Annotated in this window: 14 protein-coding genes and 1 pseudogene; all 15 read right to left on the reverse strand. The window is 43.1% G+C overall.

Annotation, left to right across the window (positions count from 1 at the left end; translation table 11 throughout):
* Nucleotides 1-101: 101 nt before the first annotated feature.
* The 15 genes and pseudogenes from BST91_RS02725 to BST91_RS02795 all read right to left on the reverse strand — a co-directional run bounded on the left by BST91_RS02725 (nucleotide 102) and on the right by BST91_RS02795 (nucleotide 20,459).
* Nucleotides 102-1,814: an efflux RND transporter periplasmic adaptor subunit gene (locus BST91_RS02725; protein WP_085774368.1), complete on the reverse strand. Its 1,713-nt coding sequence runs from the start codon at nucleotides 1,812-1,814 to the stop codon at nucleotides 102-104.
* 12 nt (nucleotides 1,815-1,826) lie between these two features.
* Nucleotides 1,827-2,618, reverse strand: coding sequence for a cation transporter (locus BST91_RS02730; RefSeq protein ID WP_042278111.1), 792 nt, complete (start codon nucleotides 2,616-2,618; stop codon nucleotides 1,827-1,829).
* Nucleotides 2,619-2,628: 10 nt separating this feature from the next.
* A complete protein-coding gene (locus tag BST91_RS02735; RefSeq protein WP_085774369.1) occupies nucleotides 2,629-3,105 on the reverse strand; it encodes a DUF305 domain-containing protein in 477 nt (158 codons plus the stop codon).
* Between the two features lie 6 nt (nucleotides 3,106-3,111).
* Nucleotides 3,112-3,858 (reverse strand): heavy-metal-associated domain-containing protein, encoded by a 747-nt coding sequence (locus tag BST91_RS02740; protein ID WP_042278115.1) that lies wholly within the window; start codon nucleotides 3,856-3,858, stop codon nucleotides 3,112-3,114.
* A gap of 3 nt (nucleotides 3,859-3,861) precedes the next feature.
* Nucleotides 3,862-5,085 carry a permease gene (locus BST91_RS02745; protein WP_085775665.1) on the reverse strand — a complete coding sequence of 408 codons (1,224 nt, stop codon included), beginning with the start codon at nucleotides 5,083-5,085 and terminating at the stop codon, nucleotides 3,862-3,864.
* 2 nt (nucleotides 5,086-5,087) lie between these two features.
* Complete coding sequence (locus BST91_RS13225; protein WP_244895676.1) at nucleotides 5,088-5,468, reverse strand: DUF3347 domain-containing protein; 381 nt, start codon at nucleotides 5,466-5,468, stop codon at nucleotides 5,088-5,090.
* Between the two features lie 164 nt (nucleotides 5,469-5,632).
* Nucleotides 5,633-6,850: a TolC family protein gene (locus BST91_RS02755; RefSeq protein ID WP_085774371.1), complete on the reverse strand. Its 1,218-nt coding sequence runs from the start codon at nucleotides 6,848-6,850 to the stop codon at nucleotides 5,633-5,635.
* Entirely contained in the window at nucleotides 6,847-10,599 is a 3,753-nt protein-coding gene (locus BST91_RS02760) for an efflux RND transporter permease subunit (protein ID WP_085774372.1), read from the reverse strand. Before BST91_RS02760 ends, BST91_RS02755 begins: the two co-directional genes overlap by 4 nt.
* Nucleotides 10,600-10,711: 112 nt before the next feature.
* The gene (locus BST91_RS02765; RefSeq protein ID WP_085774373.1) at nucleotides 10,712-11,131 is read right to left on the reverse strand and encodes an HYC_CC_PP family protein; all 420 of its coding nucleotides are present in this window, start codon (nucleotides 11,129-11,131) and stop codon (nucleotides 10,712-10,714) included.
* 329 nt (nucleotides 11,132-11,460) lie between these two features.
* Nucleotides 11,461-13,428 carry a heavy metal translocating P-type ATPase gene (locus BST91_RS02770; RefSeq protein ID WP_085774374.1) on the reverse strand — a complete coding sequence of 656 codons (1,968 nt, stop codon included), beginning with the start codon at nucleotides 13,426-13,428 and terminating at the stop codon, nucleotides 11,461-11,463.
* Nucleotides 13,425-13,799 carry a DUF3703 domain-containing protein gene (locus BST91_RS02775; protein WP_085774375.1) on the reverse strand — a complete coding sequence of 125 codons (375 nt, stop codon included), beginning with the start codon at nucleotides 13,797-13,799 and terminating at the stop codon, nucleotides 13,425-13,427. Before BST91_RS02775 ends, BST91_RS02770 begins: the two co-directional genes overlap by 4 nt.
* 60 nt (nucleotides 13,800-13,859) lie before the next feature.
* Complete coding sequence (locus tag BST91_RS02780) at nucleotides 13,860-14,276, reverse strand: Fur family transcriptional regulator (RefSeq protein ID WP_085774376.1); 417 nt, start codon at nucleotides 14,274-14,276, stop codon at nucleotides 13,860-13,862.
* On the reverse strand, nucleotides 14,273-14,911 hold the full coding sequence (locus tag BST91_RS02785; protein ID WP_042278125.1) for a cation diffusion facilitator family transporter: 639 nt from the start codon (nucleotides 14,909-14,911) through the stop codon (nucleotides 14,273-14,275). The genes BST91_RS02780 and BST91_RS02785 overlap by 4 nt, the downstream gene beginning before the upstream one ends.
* Nucleotides 14,912-14,915: 4 nt before the next feature.
* On the reverse strand, nucleotides 14,916-16,115 hold the full coding sequence (locus BST91_RS02790; protein ID WP_085774377.1) for an efflux RND transporter periplasmic adaptor subunit: 1,200 nt from the start codon (nucleotides 16,113-16,115) through the stop codon (nucleotides 14,916-14,918).
* Nucleotides 16,116-16,119: 4 nt separating this feature from the next.
* A pseudogene (locus BST91_RS02795) lies at nucleotides 16,120-20,459 on the reverse strand (CusA/CzcA family heavy metal efflux RND transporter).
* Between the last annotated feature and the right edge of the window lie 128 nt (nucleotides 20,460-20,587).

Below are 20,587 nucleotides of genomic sequence, written 5' to 3' on the forward strand. Positions count from 1 at the left end.
ATGGATTTTAAGATAATAGCAGCCTTTTTCAATCTGGTTGCTTTATGAGTTTTATTGATTTAGGATTCACATATTTCTAGATCTTAAAATTAGCAAACGATTTATTTTATTCTATCAATTACAGCACCACAAGTCAACATAGCATCACCGTAATAAGGATTCCTGATTTCTTCCTCTGCACTTAACCATACGGCACCTTTATTATTATTAGCCATGGGACATTCCTGAACATATAGCGTATTCTGTAGATCATCAAGATTTGAAGCAATGGCCACGAGGTTTTCATTGAGAATGACGAAATGGTCTCGCTGGTTTTCTAAATCGGAATTGCTTGCGATGGCATCTAGCATATCAATGCTTTTGGTTAAATGAGACTCAAGTATGTCGTCCAGATCTTTCTTTGCTATCACGGACATCTTTTTTGAGCTCGCTTTCGCGAAAGCGGAAACATCATAAGCATTGCCTTTTACCAATGCATCTTTCAATTGAAAATAAGACGGTAAGGCTTTCATGAACTCTTCCTGAAACGATCTGGGTAGGGACATATCCATATTTGTAATGGATGGTTCTTGCCCGGTTTGATTCATCATTGATTTATTGCCCTGCAACTGTGCTGCAGCATCTACCGTAAAGGTGCCCTTTGTAACAATTTCATCACCACTTTCTAAACCAGATATAATAGTATAAGTATTCTCCAGACGGTTGCCTAGGGTTACCTCACGCATTTTAAAGACTGGTTCATTAGGATTAACTTTTAGGTAAACCAGAGATCTTTTACCCGTCCACATCACGGCACTCGCAGGAATGATCAATGCAGATTGGTCTGGGGTAAACGTACCTTTTACTATGCCCTGTACAAACATTCCTGGCTTGAGCAATCCGTCCTTATTTTGAAGTGTTGCCCTGACCGTTACCGTGCGCGTCTGCGTATTTAGGATAGGGTCGATGAAAGAAACTTGCGCCTCAAATTCTTTATTGGGATATGCATTACTTGTCACCATAATTTTTTGACCTATTTGAAACTGCTCCAGTTGACTCTCATAAGCATCAAAATCGCCCCAAACTGTTGATAGATCGCTAAGCCTAGCAATAGGCTGACCAGCCTTTACATAATCACCCTGTGCGGCCATTACCTCAGTTACCGTCCCTGACACGGTGGCGTGTAGCGGAAAATTATCTCTTACCGATCCAGAGGTTTCGATAGCGTCAATTTGAGATTCAGTCAATTTCCAATTCTTAAGCTTATTACGAACAGCCTTATATAAGGCAGGTTGCGTTTCTTTGATTGTTGCTGCGGTAATTAATTCTTGCTGAGCGGCTACTAGGGCTGGTGCGTATATGGTAGCGAGCAGTTGGCCGCGATTAACTTGCTGCCCTTCGTAGGTTACATTAAGTCGTTCAATACGTCCATCAAAATAGCTGGCCTGCACACTATTTAGATCCTCGTTTTGAGCAATTTTTCCCGATAGTGTAATCGTACCGTCGCCATCGGTCGAATTGTTACCTACGATAGTGGTCTGGATATCTGCAAGCGCCATGGCGTTCTCTGTCATTCTAAACTCGTCAGCGGCCAGCCCGTCTGCACCTGAATCTGCAGGAATTAAATCCATTCCGCAGATAGGACAATCACCTGGTTCGGGTTGCATGATCTGTGGGTGCATCGAGCAGGTCCACATCTGGCTTTCATCTTCAGCTGAATGGTCGTGTGCCTCAGCTGTATCGGTTTTACCCGTTTCATTTCCACTAAAAATGAGCCAACCACCAAGTAGTCCGACGAGAACTGCTATGACGATGTATAAAGTGTTCTTATTCATAATATTTACTATTTATTTCCCAAGTTTTAGAATGTTAATTGCCCCTCTAATCACAACAATAAAGACTATGGCACCAACGACTAAATCGGGTATTCTTGAATTTGTCCATTGCACTAAAAATCCTGCAACTATAACCCCAGAATTGATAATCACATCGTTGGATGTAAAAATCATACTAGCCTGCATATGGGCGTCTTTACTTTTTGACTTTTGCAGTAAATAGAGGCATAGGCCATTCGCTATCAATGCGAGGATGGACACAACTATCATTGTCTTAAAATCGGGAACTTCGGAAGGGTCAATGAATCTTCGAAAGACTTCTACAAAACCTATAAGAGCAAGCATCATTTGGAAATATCCTGCGACTGTGGCAATTTTCTTTTTACGCAACATCGAACCACCAACGGCAAAAAGACTCAACGCATATACAAATGAATCAGCTAGCATATCAAGACTATCTGCTATTAGACCCATTGATTTTGAAATTATTCCCGTTGCCATTTCAAGTCCAAAAAAGACAAAATTTATAAGTAGAACAGTCCAAAGCATTTTACGCTGATTTCTAGCCTCATCAACGATAGCTTCATCGGTTGGTTCAGAATAAATCAATTCATCATTAAACTTCAAATCTGCAATGGCAGCTTGTATTTCCTTTAGATTGCCGTTGTGGAAAATCGTTAGTTTGCGATTGGGTATGTCAAAATCCAACTTTTTGATTTGGGCATACGAATCTAACTTCATCCGAATCATTGCTTCCTCGGAAGGACAGTCCATTTTGGTTATTTTGAAAATTGATTTATCCATAAGGTTTTATCTACTTGCTTTCCAATCGCTCAATCATTTTCTTCATTTCAGCGATTTCCTTGCGCTGGGCTTGAATGATTTCCTCTGCTAACTTTTTTACTTCTGGGTCTTTGATGTCAGCACGTTCACTGGTGAGAATGGCTATTGAGTGATGTGGTATCATAGCCTTCATCCATAGCACATCACCTACAGTTGATTTTTGGTCGCGTACTAGAAATAATGCACCAACAAACAAGACCAAACTGCCCAACAAGATGGCTATGTTCTTTTTCTTATCAGTGTACATCTTTCGCATAAAAAACCACATTATCACTGCCATCGTTGCTATACCCAAACAGACCATATAGAAGCGAGTCAAGCTGAACCAAACATGGTCAAACTCATAGGAGTTGAGGTACATGGTGATGTACATAGCCACGAAAGAGCATCCCAACATGAGAAAAAATTTAGTGTAGTTTCCTGTACCTGAGTGTTTTGAATTTTCCATAATAATTTAGATTAAGTTAATGAGCATTATTGCCGCCATGACGATCATGATGGCATTTTCAATAAATGTAGCCTCTGTCATGGGCAACTGAAGGGCGGTTCCCAAACAGGCGCATTTAATAGACTTTTTGTCCAAGAGTGTTTTAGTTACACCTACGGTTGTAATTCCTAAAATGATAAGGGTAACAATTAGCGCGATGGGTATTTCTAACCGCATCAAAAACATAAGACCAAGTGCAGTCTCGATAAAAGGGTAAATCCAGCCATAGGCGGGAAGTACTTTGGCAAGTGGGTCGTACATTCTGAAACTATCAGGAAATCCTTTCAGGTCGAGAATTTTAAAAAAGCTAAAGACGATAAAGAATAGCCCCATGAAATCTAACATGGCTTCGTTCCAACTTTCTCGCTGATAGTTCAATAAAATGGTAGCAACAGTTATATACCCCAAGATTATGAGTAGAGGCTTGAGTTGTTGCAGTTTTGTCTTTTCTGTTTCCGCTTTCGCGAAAGCGTTATTCCTAGTAGTACTGGAAAAAATATTTCTTGTTTTTTGCTTTTCAGTAATGGCATATTTGTCCGGAAGCGCCTCGGCGAAAGTAGCTGTATCAATATGGTGATCCATTTCTATTACGGCTTCTTGCTTTTCCAGATCTACCGTAGCGGTTTTTACACCAGGTACTGCATTTAATTTTTGCTCGACACTCGTGCGACAGCCATTGCAGGTCATTCCTTTTATGTAATATGTGTGTTTCATTACTTAATTTAAAAATTTAATTATTAGCCCACCCGTAAGCCATATGTAACAAACAAATGCAGCATATTTCAATACCTTTTCAAGTACAGGACTTTTGGGTGCCATCTCGCTCATAGAGTGCTCCAAATCTTTTTTCTTGTAGAATCCTAGGTAAATTAAATATCCTGAAACAGCTAGAAAAGCCAGGTTCAAAAAGAAGGTGTAATCAATCTTAAAATGTTTTTTGTCCTGAATTTTCACCTGTGAGGGATCGGGTAACATTCCTATCAAATCAAAGCCATAATGTAGGGCTAGGGAAGTGCCAATCAATGCGGCAAACAACAGGAATAGAATGAAAAATGACATCTTCCACCCATAATACTTGGCATTGATGCGTAGTACAGGAAATACGACAAGGTCACTGAAAATAAAAGCCATCACTCCAGCAAAACTTACACCTTTTCCAAATAGTAATGCTGCCAAAGGGATGTTACCCATTGAGCCTATGAAAGTGAGAAAGGCCGCTACGGGACCGACCACGATATGTTCTAGAATTTCCAAAAATGTAAAGTCGGTTTTTCCCTGACCGCTATTGATAAATAAAGTCTGAAAGAATGAGTCTGGTACAAAGGCAGCGACAATTCCAGCAATGGTGAAGCCTACGGTCACATCTTTCCAGACCATTTGCCACTCCATCTTATATTTCTTGGCGACCCTTGCCCAGCTCTCCTCATTTCTGATCTGTTTTTTCCAATCTTTGGAATCATTCATCTCGTCATCATCCTGTCCTTCCAGGTTCTTTCGAGCTTTTTCAATTAGTTTTTTGGGATTGATCACCCGGATTAGAATCCAGCAAATTAGTATCAGTAATAGACCGCCCACATATTCTCCAACCACGAACTGCCATCCCAAAAAAATGGAAATAATGATCCCGAGTTCTATAACCAGATTAGTAGATGCCAGAAGGAAGGCGATAGAAGAGACAAAACTTGCGCCTTTTTTAAAAATAGATTTTGCACTTGCCAGAGCAGCAAAACTGCATGAACTACTGATAAAGCCAAAAAATGTACCTAGTAGAACACTTTTACCCTCATTCTCACCCATGGTTTCCTGCATACGTTTTTCGGTCACAAAAATCTGTATCATACTGCTTATAATGTAACCCAGAATAAACGCCCAAAGCGCCATCCAAAAGAACCCGGTAGATGTGTAGGCTGCCTCACCCCATTGTTTGAGGAAGTTATCCATATCTATTTCTTTATCGTTTCTGCCACGTTTCCGCATTTTAACATACGATCGCCGAAGTAAGGATTACGTATTTGATCAACATCGCTGAACCAGTAGCCACCCGTATTATTAAAAGCCATCGGGCAGTACTGCTTGTAAATCGTACCATTGTTTAATTCGTTTTTAAACAAGCTCTCGGCTTGCTCGTTAATTTTAGAAAACAATTCACGTTGCTTTTCAAGGTCATCTGTACTGGCCATTTGTTGGACTATAGACTTCAATTCCTCCTGTTGTTCAGAAAAATTCTGTGAGAGACTTTGCGCTGCGGTTTGAACTTTTTCTGCATTACTCTCAACCAATGCAGTTTTTACTTTCAAGTAATTATTCCATAGTTTGCCAGTCATGTCATTGCTAAAAGAGACTTCAGCAGTTTGTTGCTCTTTTTCACTTATTTGTTCTACCTCATTGCTTTCTACTTGAGCATCTTGATGAGCATCTTTACAGCTAAATGCTATTAGAATTGAAAGTGTTGCGATTGTGATTTTTAGTTTTTCATGATAAAAATTTTTTAGTTTATTAAATAATTTAAATATGCAGATTGTACATAGTAAAGCTGTATGGCTTGGATTTGTTGGGTTTGAAATTTCAACTGCAATTCCTGAATGTCTAGCACATCATTGAAATCGATGGTTCCGGTTTCATAATTCTTTAATAGGATTTCTTCAGCATCCTTAGCTTGGGCTAAATTCTTGTTTTGCGTGTCGAATGATATACGTGCTTTATTTCTTAGGGATTTCGCTTTCGCGAAAGCAGATTCCAAAACATTCAACCGTTGTTGTTTTTGTGACTCAATTAGCTGTTGTCTCAGTTCGTTCTGCCGTGAACGGGACTTGAAACGGTTATCAAATAGCGGAATGCTAAGGGATACCATAGGCATTAAGATATCCTTGCCATTGTCACTAAAATTCATGTCTGGTCGTTCCTGTACGGGCAGATAGTTGACCCCAAAACCGAGCATGGGCGAGCTTTCTCGCTGGTTGAGTAATTCAGATTGTTCAATAGATTCATACAGCTTGTCGTATTTGATCAGTTCAGGGTTAAGTGTCAAGGCAGCTTCATCTAATAAAGGATCCGTTTCAGGAATAATCAATGACTCTACCACCTGAACTTGCTTTGCTGATTCCCGATTAAGCAGGTTGTTGAAATTGGATTGCTCTGCAAGAAATTCTTCTTGTAGCAATTCTTTTTGTTGCAGTAGTTCATTTTGCTGTATTTGTAATTTCAGAACATCTACTGCGCTGGCATTACCTACTTCGACCGATGTTAGGGCCAGTTTTTCGTAAGTCTGCAATAACCCGATATTCCTTTCAAGAACATCTTGCTTTGCTTTTATAGCGTATAATTGATAGTAGGATTGTGCTACTGAGAGCGCAAGTTTGCGCTTAGCAATAGTGATCTCAACATATTCTGCTTCCGCTAGAGCATTAGCGTAGTTTTCTCGAGCTGTAATCGTACCGAACCAAGGAAGCATTTGTCGTACCGAGAATTGAGCTACTTGTGCGCCTGTACGGGTTTCTGGTTCGCTGATAAAATAGCCGGCACTTATTTCAGTATTTGGTATCCAGTTGGTTTCAGACACCTTTTCTTCGGCAATATTGTAGCGTAGTTCAAAGGCTTGTATTTTTGGGTTGTTTTCAATTGACTCATTAATGTAAGCTTGTAGTTGTTGCGCTTTGGCGAAAGCAAATGACATCACCAAGGATAGTATTATTAGTATGTTTTTCATTTGTTTGCTCTTTTAAGTTGATATTCTTCCCTCCAGCTGTATAGAACAGGCAGCAAGAAATAAGACGTCACATCGATCAGCATACCGCCCATAATTGGGATTGCCATAGGTATCATTATATCGCTACCTTTTCCGCTAGAGGTCAGCACAGGCAATAGAGCCAGAACGGTTGTAACTGTTGTCATCAGGCAAGGGCGTATTCGCTTGCCAGCCGCTCTACGCGTAGCCTTACGGATACCACTAATCTCTTTCGGTTTCCTTTTGTCAAATGTCTGGTTGAGATAGGTTGCCATCACCACACCGTCATCTGTTGCAATACCAAAGAGAGCGATAAAACCAACCCAAACAGCCACACTTAGATTCACTGTCTGAATGTTGAAGAGCTCGCGAAGGTTCTCACCGAACAAACTGAAATTGAGAAACCATTCCTGACCATAGAGCCAAATCATCACAAATCCACCTGCAAAAGCAACTGCAATAGCTGTAAATACCATTAGCGATGTAGTCACAGATTTGAACTGAAAGTATAAAATCAGAAAAATAATTATTAGGCAGAGTGGGACTACGATAGAAAGGGTTTTCTCGGCACGTAACTGATTTTCATAGGTACCCGTGAATTTGTAGCTGATGCCTTGGGGAACTACTAGGTCACCATTATCTATTTTTTCCTGAATTAAGGCTTGCGCATTTTCCACCACATCCACCTCGGCAAAGCCGTCCAGTTTATCAAACAGAACATAACCTACCAGAAACGTATCCTCACTCTTAATAGCTTGTGGTCCTTGCTCGTAACGTATTTCTACCAATTCGCTAAGCGGAACAGGACTTCCATTGTTTACAGGCACATAAATATTCTTCAAATCATCAGGGTTTGCCCGTAATTCTCTTGGGTAACGCACTCTTATGGAATAACGCTCACGTCCTTCTACAGTTTGAGTCAAAGGCATACCGCCTACAGCTACTTGAAGTATTTCCTGCACATCCATTATTGATGTGCCGTAACGTGCCAGTTGGTCACGTTTAATGTCTATGAGCAAGTAAGGTTTTCCTACGATTCGGTCGGCAAACACGGCTTGTTCCTTGACGCCTTGGGCTTGTTTCAGAATTTCTTCCAATTTGAACCCGAAGGATTCTATTTCTCGCAAATCCTGCCCTTTGACCTTTATACCCATAGGTGCGCGCATTCCCGTTTGTAGCATTACCAGTCGGGTTTCGATAGGTTGAAGCTTTGGTGCAGAGGTAACGCCAGGTAATTTTGTAGCACTGACGATTTCGTTCCAAATGTCATCTGGACTTTCAATCTCGGGTCGCCAATTGCGGTAGTACTCGCCATTGTCATCTTCAATCAAGTCATTTTTGGCAATGGCGGATTGCAGTTGGTTTGCAGTATAATTTGCATCGTTTTCTATTTCATTGTTTGGATTGCTATGGAACCTTTCATTTTTCAATACAAAAAGTCCATCATCGTTTACCCGATAGCGTTGCCGTTCACCTGAGGCGTTACGCATATATTCAGATTTATACTGAATCACGTTTTCGTACATCGATAGCGGTGCAGGGTCAAGTGCGGATTCTGTACGACCAGCTTTGCCTACTACGGTTTCAATTTCTGGAATACTGGCCACCGCCATATCAAGCTGTTGCAATACACGCTTGTTTTCCTCGACACCAGCGTGTGGTAAAGAAGTAGGCATCAACAGGAAAGAGCCTTCATTGAGTGCAGGCATAAACTCTTTGCCCGTATTCTTCATGATAAAGAAACCCGCTACTAATAGCGCAGTAGGAATAGTAAGGAATACTAATCTATTTTGTAAAGCCCAGCTCAGAATACGATCGTAGTATCTTCTGAGCAAAGAAAAAACACCTAGAAACCCAAAGCAGAGTATAGCGACCACAACTAAGTTGATCAATAAACTGCGATCAAAACCCAGCGGTCGCCAGTATTCTGCCAATAAAAAAACGATGGCAATTACTGCTATGAGTGTATCTAGAAGGTTTTTTGGCTTTCGCGAAAGCGAAATACTTTTTGATATAATAGCTAATGCACCATAAACGATTAAAATCAATCCTAGCCAATACCCATATAGGACAGCTGTGAGACCAGCGACAATTAGCGCACCATTAAGGAAATACTTGAGGCGCAGGCGTATTTCCCTTTTTTTGAAAATAGCTGCGGCAAACGGCGGTATCAAAAAAAGCGCGATGATAAGAGCAGCAACAAGTGCCATTGTTTTGGTAAACGCAAGTGGTCTGAACAATTTGCCCTCAGCACCTATCATTGTAAAAACGGGCAGGAAACTTATGATAGTGGTAAGAACCGCTGTGAGAATAGCACCTGATACCTCTGCAGTAGCGTTGTAAATGATTTCATTTGTGGTGTACGGTTGACCGCTTTTGTTTATTTGTAACTCTTCATCTTCCAAATGACGTATCATATTTTCAGCGAGGATGACACCCACATCCACCATAGTACCAATAGCAATAGCAATACCCGAGAGTGCAACGATATTAGCATCCACATTAAAAAGTTTCATCGTTATGAATACCATTAACACCGCTACAGGCAATAGTACTGTAATTAATGCAGATGCCCTAAGATTGAACACCATTACAACGATAACCAGAATGGTAATAAGAATCTGAAGTGTGATGGCCTCGTTTAGTGTACCGAGTGTTTCTTTTATAAGTTCTGTACGGTCGTAAAAAGGAACAATGGTTACCTGTGATGTACGTCCGTCTGAAAGTTCTTTGGTGGGTAGTCCCGATGATATTTCTGCTATTTGGTCTTTGACGTTGTTGATGACTTCCATCGGGTTTGCGCCATAACGTGCAACTACTACACCGCCCACCACTTCAGCACCTTCTTTATCGAGGATACCTCTTCGGGTTGCTGGACCTAAGTGAACCTTAGCGACATCCTTAATGCGGATTGATGTAAAATTTTCTGAGTCAACTACCGCATTCTCAATGTCTGAAATGGATTTGACATAACCCAACCCACGTACGAGGTATTCTGCCTGATTGATTTCTAAGGTTTGTGCGCCAATATCCTGATTTGATTGTTTAACGGATTTGACTACATCGCTGAGATGTATGCCGTACTGGCGCATTAATTCTGGGTCAACATCTACTTGATATTCTTGCACATAACCACCAATAGATGCCACTTCCGATACACCACTTGCAGAGGAAAGGGCGTATTTTACATAGTAGTCCTGAATACTTCTCAGTTCCTGTAAATCCCATCCGCCCGTAACGTTACCGTCCTTATCCCGACCTTCTAAGGTGTACCAAAAAATCTGCCCCAATCCCGTAGCATCTGGACCCAAAGCAGGATTGACACCGTCGGGTAAAAGACCGCTCGGTAAGGAATTTAGTTTTTCCAAAATGCGGCTGCGTGACCAATAGAATTCCACATCTTCTTCAAAAATGATATAGATACTGGAAAAACCGAACATTGAAGAACTACGAATGGTTTTTACACCAGGAATTCCCAAGAGGGAAGTGGTTAAGGGATATGTGATTTGGTCCTCAATATCTTGTGGTGAACGTCCCTGCCACCGAGTAAATACGATCTGCTGATTTTCACCTATATCTGGAATAGCATCAACTGCTACATGATCACTCGGAAGTAGTCCTGTGTCCCAACTGAAAGGTGCATTCACCGTACCCCAGCCTATGAATAGGACTAAAAGTATTACAGCAACGAGTTTGTTTTGAATGAGGAATTTTATGCTTTTGTTTAGCATAGGCTTGATAATTAGATAATTGAACGATAACGTAGTTTGAAATCAAACACACGCGTTTAAGCCCATAGTTCCGAGCACTTGGAATTGGGCTTGCTTCAAAAAATCTAATACATCAAATTAGGAAAGTCTGGTGTAAAACCTGAATATCCCGTTCTAGGAAGGGTGGTGGATATTCTTCGAAAGCAAGATCCTCTGATTCTACACTCTCGAAAAGGTTCAAATAAGAATAGGTGAATACAGCGACAAAAATTTGTTGCTCGAATGAGGCTTTGTCCAGGGATATTTTAAGGTCTTCATTGCTTTCTTTTACAATTTGCTTGTTAGAGCAACAAGACTTTTCTTTCATCATGGGATTGTTACAGGTCTTTCCAGCCTGAACTTTTTCCATTCCACAAGTTTTTGCGGAATCATTGAATGAAAAATCGACCAGAGTCTCCCCACAATAGTGCATATCTATTGTAAATGACATTGTAGTGAAGAGTACTACAAATGCCATCAATACGGATAAAGTTTTATGCACTAAAATTTTCATTATCTACAAAGGTAATAAAATTTGTAATCCTTTAGTGTTTTATGATTAAATCGACCTTACTGCGGTATTATAAGTGAATAGCGTTCTATGTTATATAATTTCTTTTTTGTCGCTGTTTTCTTTTGACGCTTAGTTACTATTTAGCTGCCTCCGGTGATACACCGTAATTATTTAAGACAATTTCTGTTGTCCAAAAGTTCCTTTCCAAACTACAAAATGTTGTTTTGGTACTGTCAGGCTATTTCCTTACTCTAAAGCCCACACTTTTCAATGATAAGTTTGATTTTGAGCTTTGCCGTCATTGAGTTTTTACACCTGTATGTCAATTATCATTCCCACCTCTTTTTCTGTAACCGCACAGCATTAAAAATTGCCAATAATGCTACCCCGACATCAGCAAATACAGCTTCCCACATAGATGCCAAACCACCGGCACCGAGGATAAGCACAATGACCTTGACACCAAAAGCCAAACCGATATTCTGCCAGACAATCCTACGTGTAGAACGGCCAATTTTTATCGCTCTCGCTATCTTGCTTGGTTGGTCGGTCTGAATAATGACATCTGCGGTTTCGATGGCGACATCGCTTCCCAAACCGCCCATTGCGATACCCACATCACTCGCAGCAAGTACGGGTGCATCATTGATGCCATCGCCCATAAAGGCTACGGTCGTATCGGGTTGTGTTTTGAGTTTCTCGACTTCGTTCAGTTTATCTTCCGGTAGCAGACCACCTTTCGCCCAATCGATATCCAATTCTTCAGACACCTGTTGGGTAATGGAATCCTTATCGCCAGAGAGCATTATGATTTTGGAAATGCCAGCCTCACGAATTTGCTTTATGGCTTGGTGGGCATCTTCCTTCAGTTCATCGGCAATGGTCACGTATCCGGCAAACTTTCCGTCGATGGCTACCATTACTATGGATTCGACTATGGTATCGGTTTCAGAGGGAACTTCGATGCCGTTGGAAACCATCAAAGCCTTATTGCCGACCAATACTTGCTTTCCGTTGACCGTACCTTTCAGTCCTTTTCCTGCCACTTCGGAAACTTCGGTCGCTTCAAAATCGGCACCATCGGCCTTATATTCCAGAATTGCCTTTGCAATGGGATGGGTGGATTGTTCTTCCATCGCCATCAGGTATTGCATAAATTCCGCTTCTGCAAAAGCGGATTTGTTGACCACTTCCTTGATTTTGAATACCCCTTTGGTCACGGTACCCGTCTTGTCCATCACCACGGTATTCACCTTGGTCATAGCATCGAGAAAGGATGCACCTTTAAACAAAATTCCGTTACGGGATGCTGCACCTAATCCGCCGAAATAGCCTAAGGGAATGGATATGACCAAGGCACAGGGACAGGAAATTACCAAGAATATCAGAGCGCGGTACAGCCAATCCCCAAACACATAATCGTCAATGAAGAAATAGGGCAAAAACGTCAGACCAATGGCAAGGAAAACCACGATGGGTGTATAAATCCTTGCGAATTTTCTAATGAACAGTTCGGTCTTTGATTTTCGCGAGGTGGCGTTCTGCACCATATCCAAGATTCGCGCGATGGAACTGTCCTTAAATTCTTTGGTCGTCTTTACTTCAATGACACCATTCAAGTTGATGCTTCCTGCATATACCTTTTCGCTCTTGGCGATGGTATCGGGTTTGCTTTCACCGGTAATGGCAGCCGTGTTCAGCGATGCTTTTTCTGAAAGTAAAATGCCATCCAAAGGAATTTTTTCGCCTACGCGAACCTGAATTCTTTCACTAATCTCGACCGTTTCCGGATTGACCGAAACAAAATCCCCATTTCGGAAAACCAAAGCCTCATCAGGTCGAGCATCCAAAAGTGCCTTTATATTTCCCTTAGCCCGATTTACCGCCGCGTTCTGGAACAGTTCGCCCACGGCATAAAATAGCATTACGGCCACACCCTCGGGATATTCGCCTATGGCAAATGCACCCAAGGTAGCAATGGACATCAGGAAAAATTCAGTAAAAAAATCTCCATTCCTGATACTGTTCCAGCCTTCTTTGATTACAGGAAACCCAACGGGAATGTAAGCCACGGTGTACCAAACAATCCGCACCCATCCCTTAAAAAAAGGAAACGCGTCAAAATAATCAATGGCTATACCGGTAATCAGCATTACAAAGCTGAAAATAGCGGGCAAGTAGGTTCTAAAATTGGAAACTTCTTCGGGACTGCTGTGGCTATGACCATCGTCGTGACTGTGCTCGCCCCGGTGTTCTTTCGGGTTCAAATCCCGTAAGTTTACTTTTTTCTTTTTCATTCAGTTTTTCGGTATTTCTTTAAAATTTTGGCTAAGTCTTCGGGCATTTCCATTCTTTTCAAAGGTGGTACGTTACTACCACCGGTATTTCCAATGGGTACGTGGTCGATAAATGATTTCCAGCCACCAACCAAAAGTCGCAACACCTGACCCAGAACTTCTTTTGTGTTTCGCTGGTGGAACCCGAATTTCAACATTAAGCAATGAGTATAGGTATGTTCCAATGGGTAAGATTGACCAAGAATATGGGAACGTTCAAGATGATGCCAAGCTTGGGGCAGATTTCCACTTTGCAAAGAAGAACGATATAGGCTCAGTTCATCTAAATAAAATGCTCTAAGGCCTATTGGTATGGTGGTATTAAATTTCATAATTTATAATTCATTTTTAAAGTGCAAGGTATGTATCTGACCCGTGCAACGGAAGTGCATTTACTGTCCGCTGCACTTGTCGCAAACGCCCTTTAATACCAAATTGGCATCCTCTACCACAAAGCCTTCGGGCAGGTTGATATGCGGAATTTTATGTTCGGTCAGGCAAACGGTCTCATCGCAGTTGTTGCAATGGAAATGCAGGTGCAAATCTTGTTCAAGCTCACAATTGCAACCAGGTTCGCATAAGGCGTATTTATGAACACCGGTTCCGTCGTCTATTTGATGTACCACGCCCTTTTGTTCAAAAGTTTTTAGGGTTCTGAAAAGGGTAGTTCGGTCCGCTTTCGCGAAAGCCGTCTCAATATCGGTCAGCGAGTTGGCCACGTCCTTTTCTGCAAGATATTTGTAGATAAGTATTCGCATCGCCGTGGGGCGAACGCCATTGTCATTCAATCTTTTTTCTATTTCTTTCATTTTTTGTCGAGTGTTTTTCTAATATTTTTCGCTTTGGTAAAAGCTTCCCAGCCTTCTTTTCCTGCATAGGGAACTATCAATAAAGCTGCAACAGGGTCTGCCCACCACCAGCCCAGCCATTTTACGAGCAATAGCCCTGTAAGTACAACCACGGTTTGGTAGAGGCAGATAAATGTGTCCTTAGCATCTGCAAGCAATGCTGGACTGTCGAGCTTATGGCCATATTTTCTTTTGTAGTAAATCAAAATTGGATTCACTATCAGGGAAACCAACAGAATCACTATCCCGACCGTTGACCACGAGGCTGTTTCTTTACTAATAAGTTTTGCTATCGAGTCATAGGAAATGAACAGGCAGATAAGCGCAAAGGATATGGCGATGACATAGAGCGTTATCATTTTACGTTTTTCTACGCGCCTTTCATCAATCCCCTTGATTTCGCCGTGCAATCGCCAACCCAATGTCCCCGCACTAATGACCTCGATGGTGCTGTCAAGTCCCCAACCAATCAATGCCGAACTGTTGGCCGTGAATCCTGCGATAAGTGAAACCACCACTTCAATGATGTCATAGATGACGTTCCAGATTTGAAGTGTCCTCGCTGTTTTTAAGTCTTGTTTTCTTGTTACTTCCATATTCTTAATGACTGTGTTCCGCTTCGCCCTTTTTTAGTTCCGCCATTAGATAGTAAGCGTTGTTGACGGCATACTGCGTATTCGGTTCTTGTTCGCTCAAAAAATCAATGGCAATCCAATCGCCATCGTGGGTGCCTTTGGTGACTTCAATGGGCTTGAACGACCAATCTTCACCTTCCTTTTCGGCCGAGAATACAAAGAATCGTTCACCATCGGCTGCTATGGCAGCTTCGGGCATCGCCTTAGTTTGCGTATTTTCCGTTTGGATACGCCCCTGAATGTACATCCCAGGAATCAGGTTACCTTCCTTGTTCTCAATTTCGGCGTGTACGTGAATGGCCTTCGGGTTTTGTTCAAAGGTCTTTCCTACGGAATAGATTTCGGCAATCAGTTCCTTTCCCGGAATCGACTGTACATTGAATACCACTTTTTGGCCTTCCTTCACCTTATGGACATCCTTTTCAAAAACCATCAAATCTGCGTGTACGTGGTGGGTATCCACAATTTCAATTAAGTCCGTCTGCGGATCCACGTATTGACCAGTCTTAATTTCTACTTTTTGGACGAATCCTTCAATGGGGCTTCTAAGAGATACACGCTGATAAATTGTGCCGTTCCGCACACCAGATGAGCTGATGCTCAATTGTTGAAGTTGTGCTTCAAGACCATTGACCTTGCTTCGGGATGCCTGGTACTTGGCTTCGGCCTTTTGAAAGTTGGCACCGCTGCCCACGCCTGCATCATACAATGTTTTTTGCCGTTCGTATTCTTTCTTGAGAAACTGGCTATTGCTGAACGCATCGAGATAATCCGTCTGTTTTTCGATGATGTTGGGATGAGATAGGTAGGCGACCGTTTGCCCTTTTCTGACCTTATCACCCTCGATGACCTCGATGGACACCACGTTGGCGCCTACTACCGTTGTGATGGTGGCCTCGTTCTGTGGCGGGACTTCCAACTGTCCGTTGGCTTCCACATAGCCGCTCATATTTCGCATTTTCAGGGTGTCGATTTCCATTTGTAAGGCATCGAACTGTTTAGCCGTGAGCATTACTTCCTCGGCTTCGCCGTCGGAATGTTCATTTTCCATTTCCGGATTGGCTTTGTTATTCTCTGCGGTTTCTTTTTTGGAATCGCCACAAGCGATCAACGCCAAAAGCATCGCCAACAAACCAACAGCTGTGTATTTTGATAGATTCTTCATTTTATTATTTGAAATATTGTAGTGCAAAAACTGATTTTAGATAATTGTCGAGCGCGTCCAGCGCATCCATTTCCGTCTGTATGGCATCCCTAATGATTTGGGTGAATGCGGCATAATCCACGGCACCTTCCTTATAGGCTAATAACGCACCCTGTCGCTGTTCCTCGGCAAGCGGTAAGGCCTTGTCCTTATAGAATCGCCAGGATGCTTCCCATTTTTGATACGCTTGTACAGCTTGTCGATATTCCGATTGCAGTTGGCGTTTGGTAAAGTCCGCATTGGCTTTTGCAATTTCACTTTGGATTTTGGCTGCCTTGGCCTGACTGCGTTCTGTACCAGAAAACAATGGAAGGGATATTCCTGCCTGATAAGTGTAGAATCCGTTACTGCCATTCACCCGTTGCAATCCGCCCTGAAGGTTGAGATTGGGCAACAAATCGGAACGTTCAGCTTGGTAGCTGGCTTGGGCTTCCTCAATCCGCTTTCGCGAAAGTTCCAGTTCTGGATGAGTTTCTATGGTTGATGGAATTCCGAGTACTGCCATTTCATTTTCATCAAGGGTGTCGGGAACGGTATAGAACGTGTCGGAAACCAACCAAAGATTGAGCTTCTGAAGGGTAATGGCGTAATCACTTTCGGCCTGTTGCAGTTTATTGGTGATTTGTAATGCCTGATTGGTTGCCGATGAATATTCCAAACGTGAAATGGCCTCTACCTCGTAATTCAGTTCAATGGCTTTTTCAAATTGGGAATAGATGGAATCCAGTTCACGATAGAGTTCAAATTTCTGCCGTTGCTGATAGGCCTCTGACCACGCCTTTTTCACTTCCTGTTCCACTTGCAATGCGGTAAGGTCAAGTGCGGTTTCCGCTAAGGCGATACGTTGTTTTTGCAACCGCTTCTTTGCACCGATACCGAACAGGTTGATGTTCTGCTGGCCGACGCCTACTATGGTATAGATGCCCTGACCGTCCGAAACTTCCTCACCGCCCGTAAACACTTGTGTATTCCCTAAATCATAGGCCGTGCCCTTCAAGGCGTTCTGCTTTTGGATTTCCAGTTGTCTTGTTTTCAAGAGCGGATAGTTTTCCTTTGAAATTTCAACCGCCTGTTTCAAAGTAACAACGGGTAGCATATCGTTATGCTGAACTTGCTGCGCTTCTACTTCTGCGAAAGCAAAAAAGAAACAAACCACCGCAGAAGCGGTTACCATTTTTGGATTGACCTTTATTTTACGTTCCGAGCGTTTTTCTACCCATTGATAGAAAATGGGAAGAATAAAAAGGGTCAACAAGGTCGATGTAATCAATCCACCGATAACGACGGTCGCCAACGGTCGCTGAACTTCCGCCCCTGCGGATGCGGAAATCGCCATTGGTAGAAACCCAAGGATATCGGTGAAAGCCGTGAGCATTATAGGGCGCACCCGTCGTTTGGTGCCCTCGATGATACGTTCTTTCAAATCGGCAACACCTTCCTCTTTCAGTTCGTTGAGTCCGCTTATCATTACCAAACCGTTCAATACGGCTACCCCAAATAAAACAATGAAACCGACCCCTGCGGAAATACTAAACGGCATATCCCTGAGCCAGAGAGCGAACACACCGCCTATGGTGGCCATAGGGATGGCCAGATAAATCATCAGGGTCTGTGGAAAGGATTTTAATGCAAAATATATCAGGATGAATATGAGCAACAGCGCAATGGGAACGACGGTCTGCAATCGGTCGCTGGCGCGTTCCAGATTCTCGAAAGCACCACCATAGCGTATGTAGTAGCCTGCGGGTAACTCAAACTGCACATCCAGTCTTGCCTGAATGTCCTCGACAACCGACTTTACGTCACGGTCACGGATGTTGATGCCCACATACGTCCTTCGGTTGGTGTTGTCACGGCTTATCTGCATCGGTCCGGGTTCATAGCTTACTTCGGCGATTTCCCGTAAGGGTATCTGGGAACCGTTGGGCAGATTGATGAAGATATTTTGAACATCCTCGATATCCTGGCGGTTTTCCTTTTGCAACCGAACTACCAAATCGAATCGCTTTTCGCCCTCGAAAATCACACCTGCCTTACCGCCCGCAAATGCGGCCTGTACCACATTATTTAGATGGTCGATTTCCAGGCCGTACTGTGCCACTTTGTTTCGGTTGTAATCGATGGTAATTTGCGGCAGTCCATCGGTGGCCTCGACTTTCATATCGGCCACACCGGGTACGGTCGCAATGATTTTGCCCATTTCTTCTGCCTTGCTTGCCAGAACATCTAAATCTTCCCCAAACAGTTTAATAGCCACATCTTCACGAACGCCCGTGAGCAGTTCGTTAAAGCGCATTTCGATAGGTTGGGTAAACTCAAAATTAACACCAGGAACAATACTAATGGCATCTTTCATCTTTTCGACCAGTTCATCTTTACTTTCCGCAGATACCCATTCATCGGTCGGCTTGAGGATGACAAAGACATCGGCAATATCCATTGGCATAGGGTCGGTCGGAACATCGGCCACACCGATACGGCTCAGGACAGTTTCCGCCTCGGGAAATTCCGCCTTTACGATGCGTTCTATCTTGGTGGTGGTTTCAATGGTTTCCGAGAGCGAACTTCCCGGTTTCAAAATGGCGTGGAAGGCAATGTCGCCTTCGTCCAATTGTGGAATGAACTCGCCGCCCATTCTGGTAAAGACAAATATGGTCACCGCAAAAAGGGCAAGTGCAATACCGACGACTATTTTTCCCTTTGAAAGTGCCTTCGTAAGCAAGGGTTCGTATTTTCTTTCTATCCAATGAACGAACCTATCGCCATAAGACTTCTTTTCGGTTTTCGGTGGTCGTAGGAACAGGGCGGATACCATCGGCACATAGGTCAGGCAGAGCAGCATCGCACCAATCATTGCAAAGATGAACGTGAGTGCCATAGGCTGGAACATCTTGCCCTCGACACCTTCCAACGCCAATATGGGAAGGAATACTATTAAGATGATAAGTTGGCCAAAAAATGCCGCATTCATCATTTTTTTGGAAGCCTTGGCAGCGATTTTATCCCGCTTTTCCGAGCTTACCGCATTCTTTTTAGCCACATAGGAATACATCAGGAACACCGTGGCTTCCACAATGATTACCGCGCCATCCACAATGATACCGAAATCGATGGCCCCAAGCTCATCAAATTGGCCCAAACGTCAAAAACGTTCATCAGGATAAAGGCAAACAGCAGCGATAAGGGAATGGTCGAGGCCACAATCAGTCCACCACGCCAGTTCCCTAAAAGCAGTACCAGCACGAAAATGACGATAAGGCCGCCTTCCAAAAGGTTTGTGGTCACCGTTCCCGTGGTCTCGGCAATCAGTTCGCTACGGTCGAGGAACGGTTTGATGACCACGCCTTTAGGCAAGGATTGCTGAATCTGTTCCATTCGCTGGGTCACGTTTTCGATGACCTCGTTGGAATTTGCCCCTTTCAGCATCAATATCATACCACCAACGGCCTCGCCCTTACCATCTTTGGTCAATGCACCATAGCGCACCGCACTTCCGATGCGTACGTTACCCACATCCTTGATTTTAATGGGAATACCCTCAACGGTCTTGACGACCATATTTTCAATATCCGAAACACTTCTGGCAAGACCTTCGCCACGAATGAAATTGGCCTGATGGTTACGTTCAATATAGGCACCGCCCGTATTCTGGTTGTTGCTTTCAAGGGTCTGGAAGACGTCTGAAATGGTAATGCCAATGGCGCGCAACTCGTCTGGGTCGACGGCCACTTCGTATTGTTTTTTGTTCCCACCAAATGCATTCACTTCCACAACACCGGGAACCATCGCCATTTGCCTGCGGACAATCCAATCCTGAATCGTTCGCAGTTCGATAGCCGAGTAGTCGTCTTGGTATCCTTCTTCAACTTCAAGCGTGTACTGGTAGATTTCGCCCAATCCCGTTGAGATTGGTCCGATGGATGGTTGGCCAAAACCTTCGGGAATCTGTTCACGTACTTCGGTCAGTTTCTCGGAAACGAGCTGTCGAGGTAGGTAGGTTCCCATATCATCATCGAAAACAACCGTTACCACGGAAAGTCCGAAACGAGATACCGATCGGATTTCCTTAATGTCCGGTAAGTTGCTCATCGCCACTTCCACGGGATAGGTCACGAACTGCTCGATATCCTCTGTACCCAGATTGGGCGATTGCGTGATGACCTGTACCTGGTTGTTGGTTATATCCGGCACGGCATCTATGTGAACTTGGGTCATACTGTAGACACCGGCACCGATGAGTGCCAGTGTAAACAGACCGATAATAAATTTGTTATTGATTGAAAAATCAATGATTCTGTTAATCATAGATTTAGGTGTTAATTCAGTTAAAAATGAAATTATGCTTTCCCTTCGCCTGCGCTCTGGACAGGCGCGCGAGCGAAATAAACCGTTTGAAGTTTTCAACCTTAGAAAACTTCAAAACCGGATATAGG

The organism is Nonlabens tegetincola, assembly GCF_002117085.1.
GTDB lineage: Bacteria > Bacteroidota > Bacteroidia > Flavobacteriales > Flavobacteriaceae > Nonlabens > Nonlabens tegetincola.

Bases quoted from the DNA above. Each gene is read 5' to 3' on its own strand.
- BST91_RS02725 (WP_085774368.1), bottom strand. From the start codon at position 1,814: ATGAATAAGAACACTTTATACATCGTCATAGCAGTTCTCGTCGGACTA.
- BST91_RS02730 (WP_042278111.1), bottom strand. From the start codon at position 2,618: ATGGATAAATCAATTTTCAAAATAACCAAAATGGACTGTCCTTCCGAG.
- BST91_RS02735 (WP_085774369.1), bottom strand. From the start codon at position 3,105: ATGGAAAATTCAAAACACTCAGGTACAGGAAACTACACTAAATTTTTT.
- BST91_RS02740 (WP_042278115.1), bottom strand. From the start codon at position 3,858: ATGAAACACACATATTACATAAAAGGAATGACCTGCAATGGCTGTCGC.
- BST91_RS02745 (WP_085775665.1), bottom strand. From the start codon at position 5,085: ATGGATAACTTCCTCAAACAATGGGGTGAGGCAGCCTACACATCTACC.
- BST91_RS13225 (WP_244895676.1), bottom strand. From the start codon at position 5,468: ATGACTGGCAAACTATGGAATAATTACTTGAAAGTAAAAACTGCATTG.
- BST91_RS02755 (WP_085774371.1), bottom strand. From the start codon at position 6,850: ATGAAAAACATACTAATAATACTATCCTTGGTGATGTCATTTGCTTTC.
- BST91_RS02760 (WP_085774372.1), bottom strand. From the start codon at position 10,599: ATGCTAAACAAAAGCATAAAATTCCTCATTCAAAACAAACTCGTTGCT.
- BST91_RS02765 (WP_085774373.1), bottom strand. From the start codon at position 11,131: ATGAAAATTTTAGTGCATAAAACTTTATCCGTATTGATGGCATTTGTA.
- BST91_RS02770 (WP_085774374.1), bottom strand. From the start codon at position 13,428: ATGAAAAAGAAAAAAGTAAACTTACGGGATTTGAACCCGAAAGAACAC.
- BST91_RS02775 (WP_085774375.1), bottom strand. From the start codon at position 13,799: ATGAAATTTAATACCACCATACCAATAGGCCTTAGAGCATTTTATTTA.
- BST91_RS02780 (WP_085774376.1), bottom strand. From the start codon at position 14,276: ATGAAAGAAATAGAAAAAAGATTGAATGACAATGGCGTTCGCCCCACG.
- BST91_RS02785 (WP_042278125.1), bottom strand. From the start codon at position 14,911: ATGGAAGTAACAAGAAAACAAGACTTAAAAACAGCGAGGACACTTCAA.
- BST91_RS02790 (WP_085774377.1), bottom strand. From the start codon at position 16,115: ATGAAGAATCTATCAAAATACACAGCTGTTGGTTTGTTGGCGATGCTT.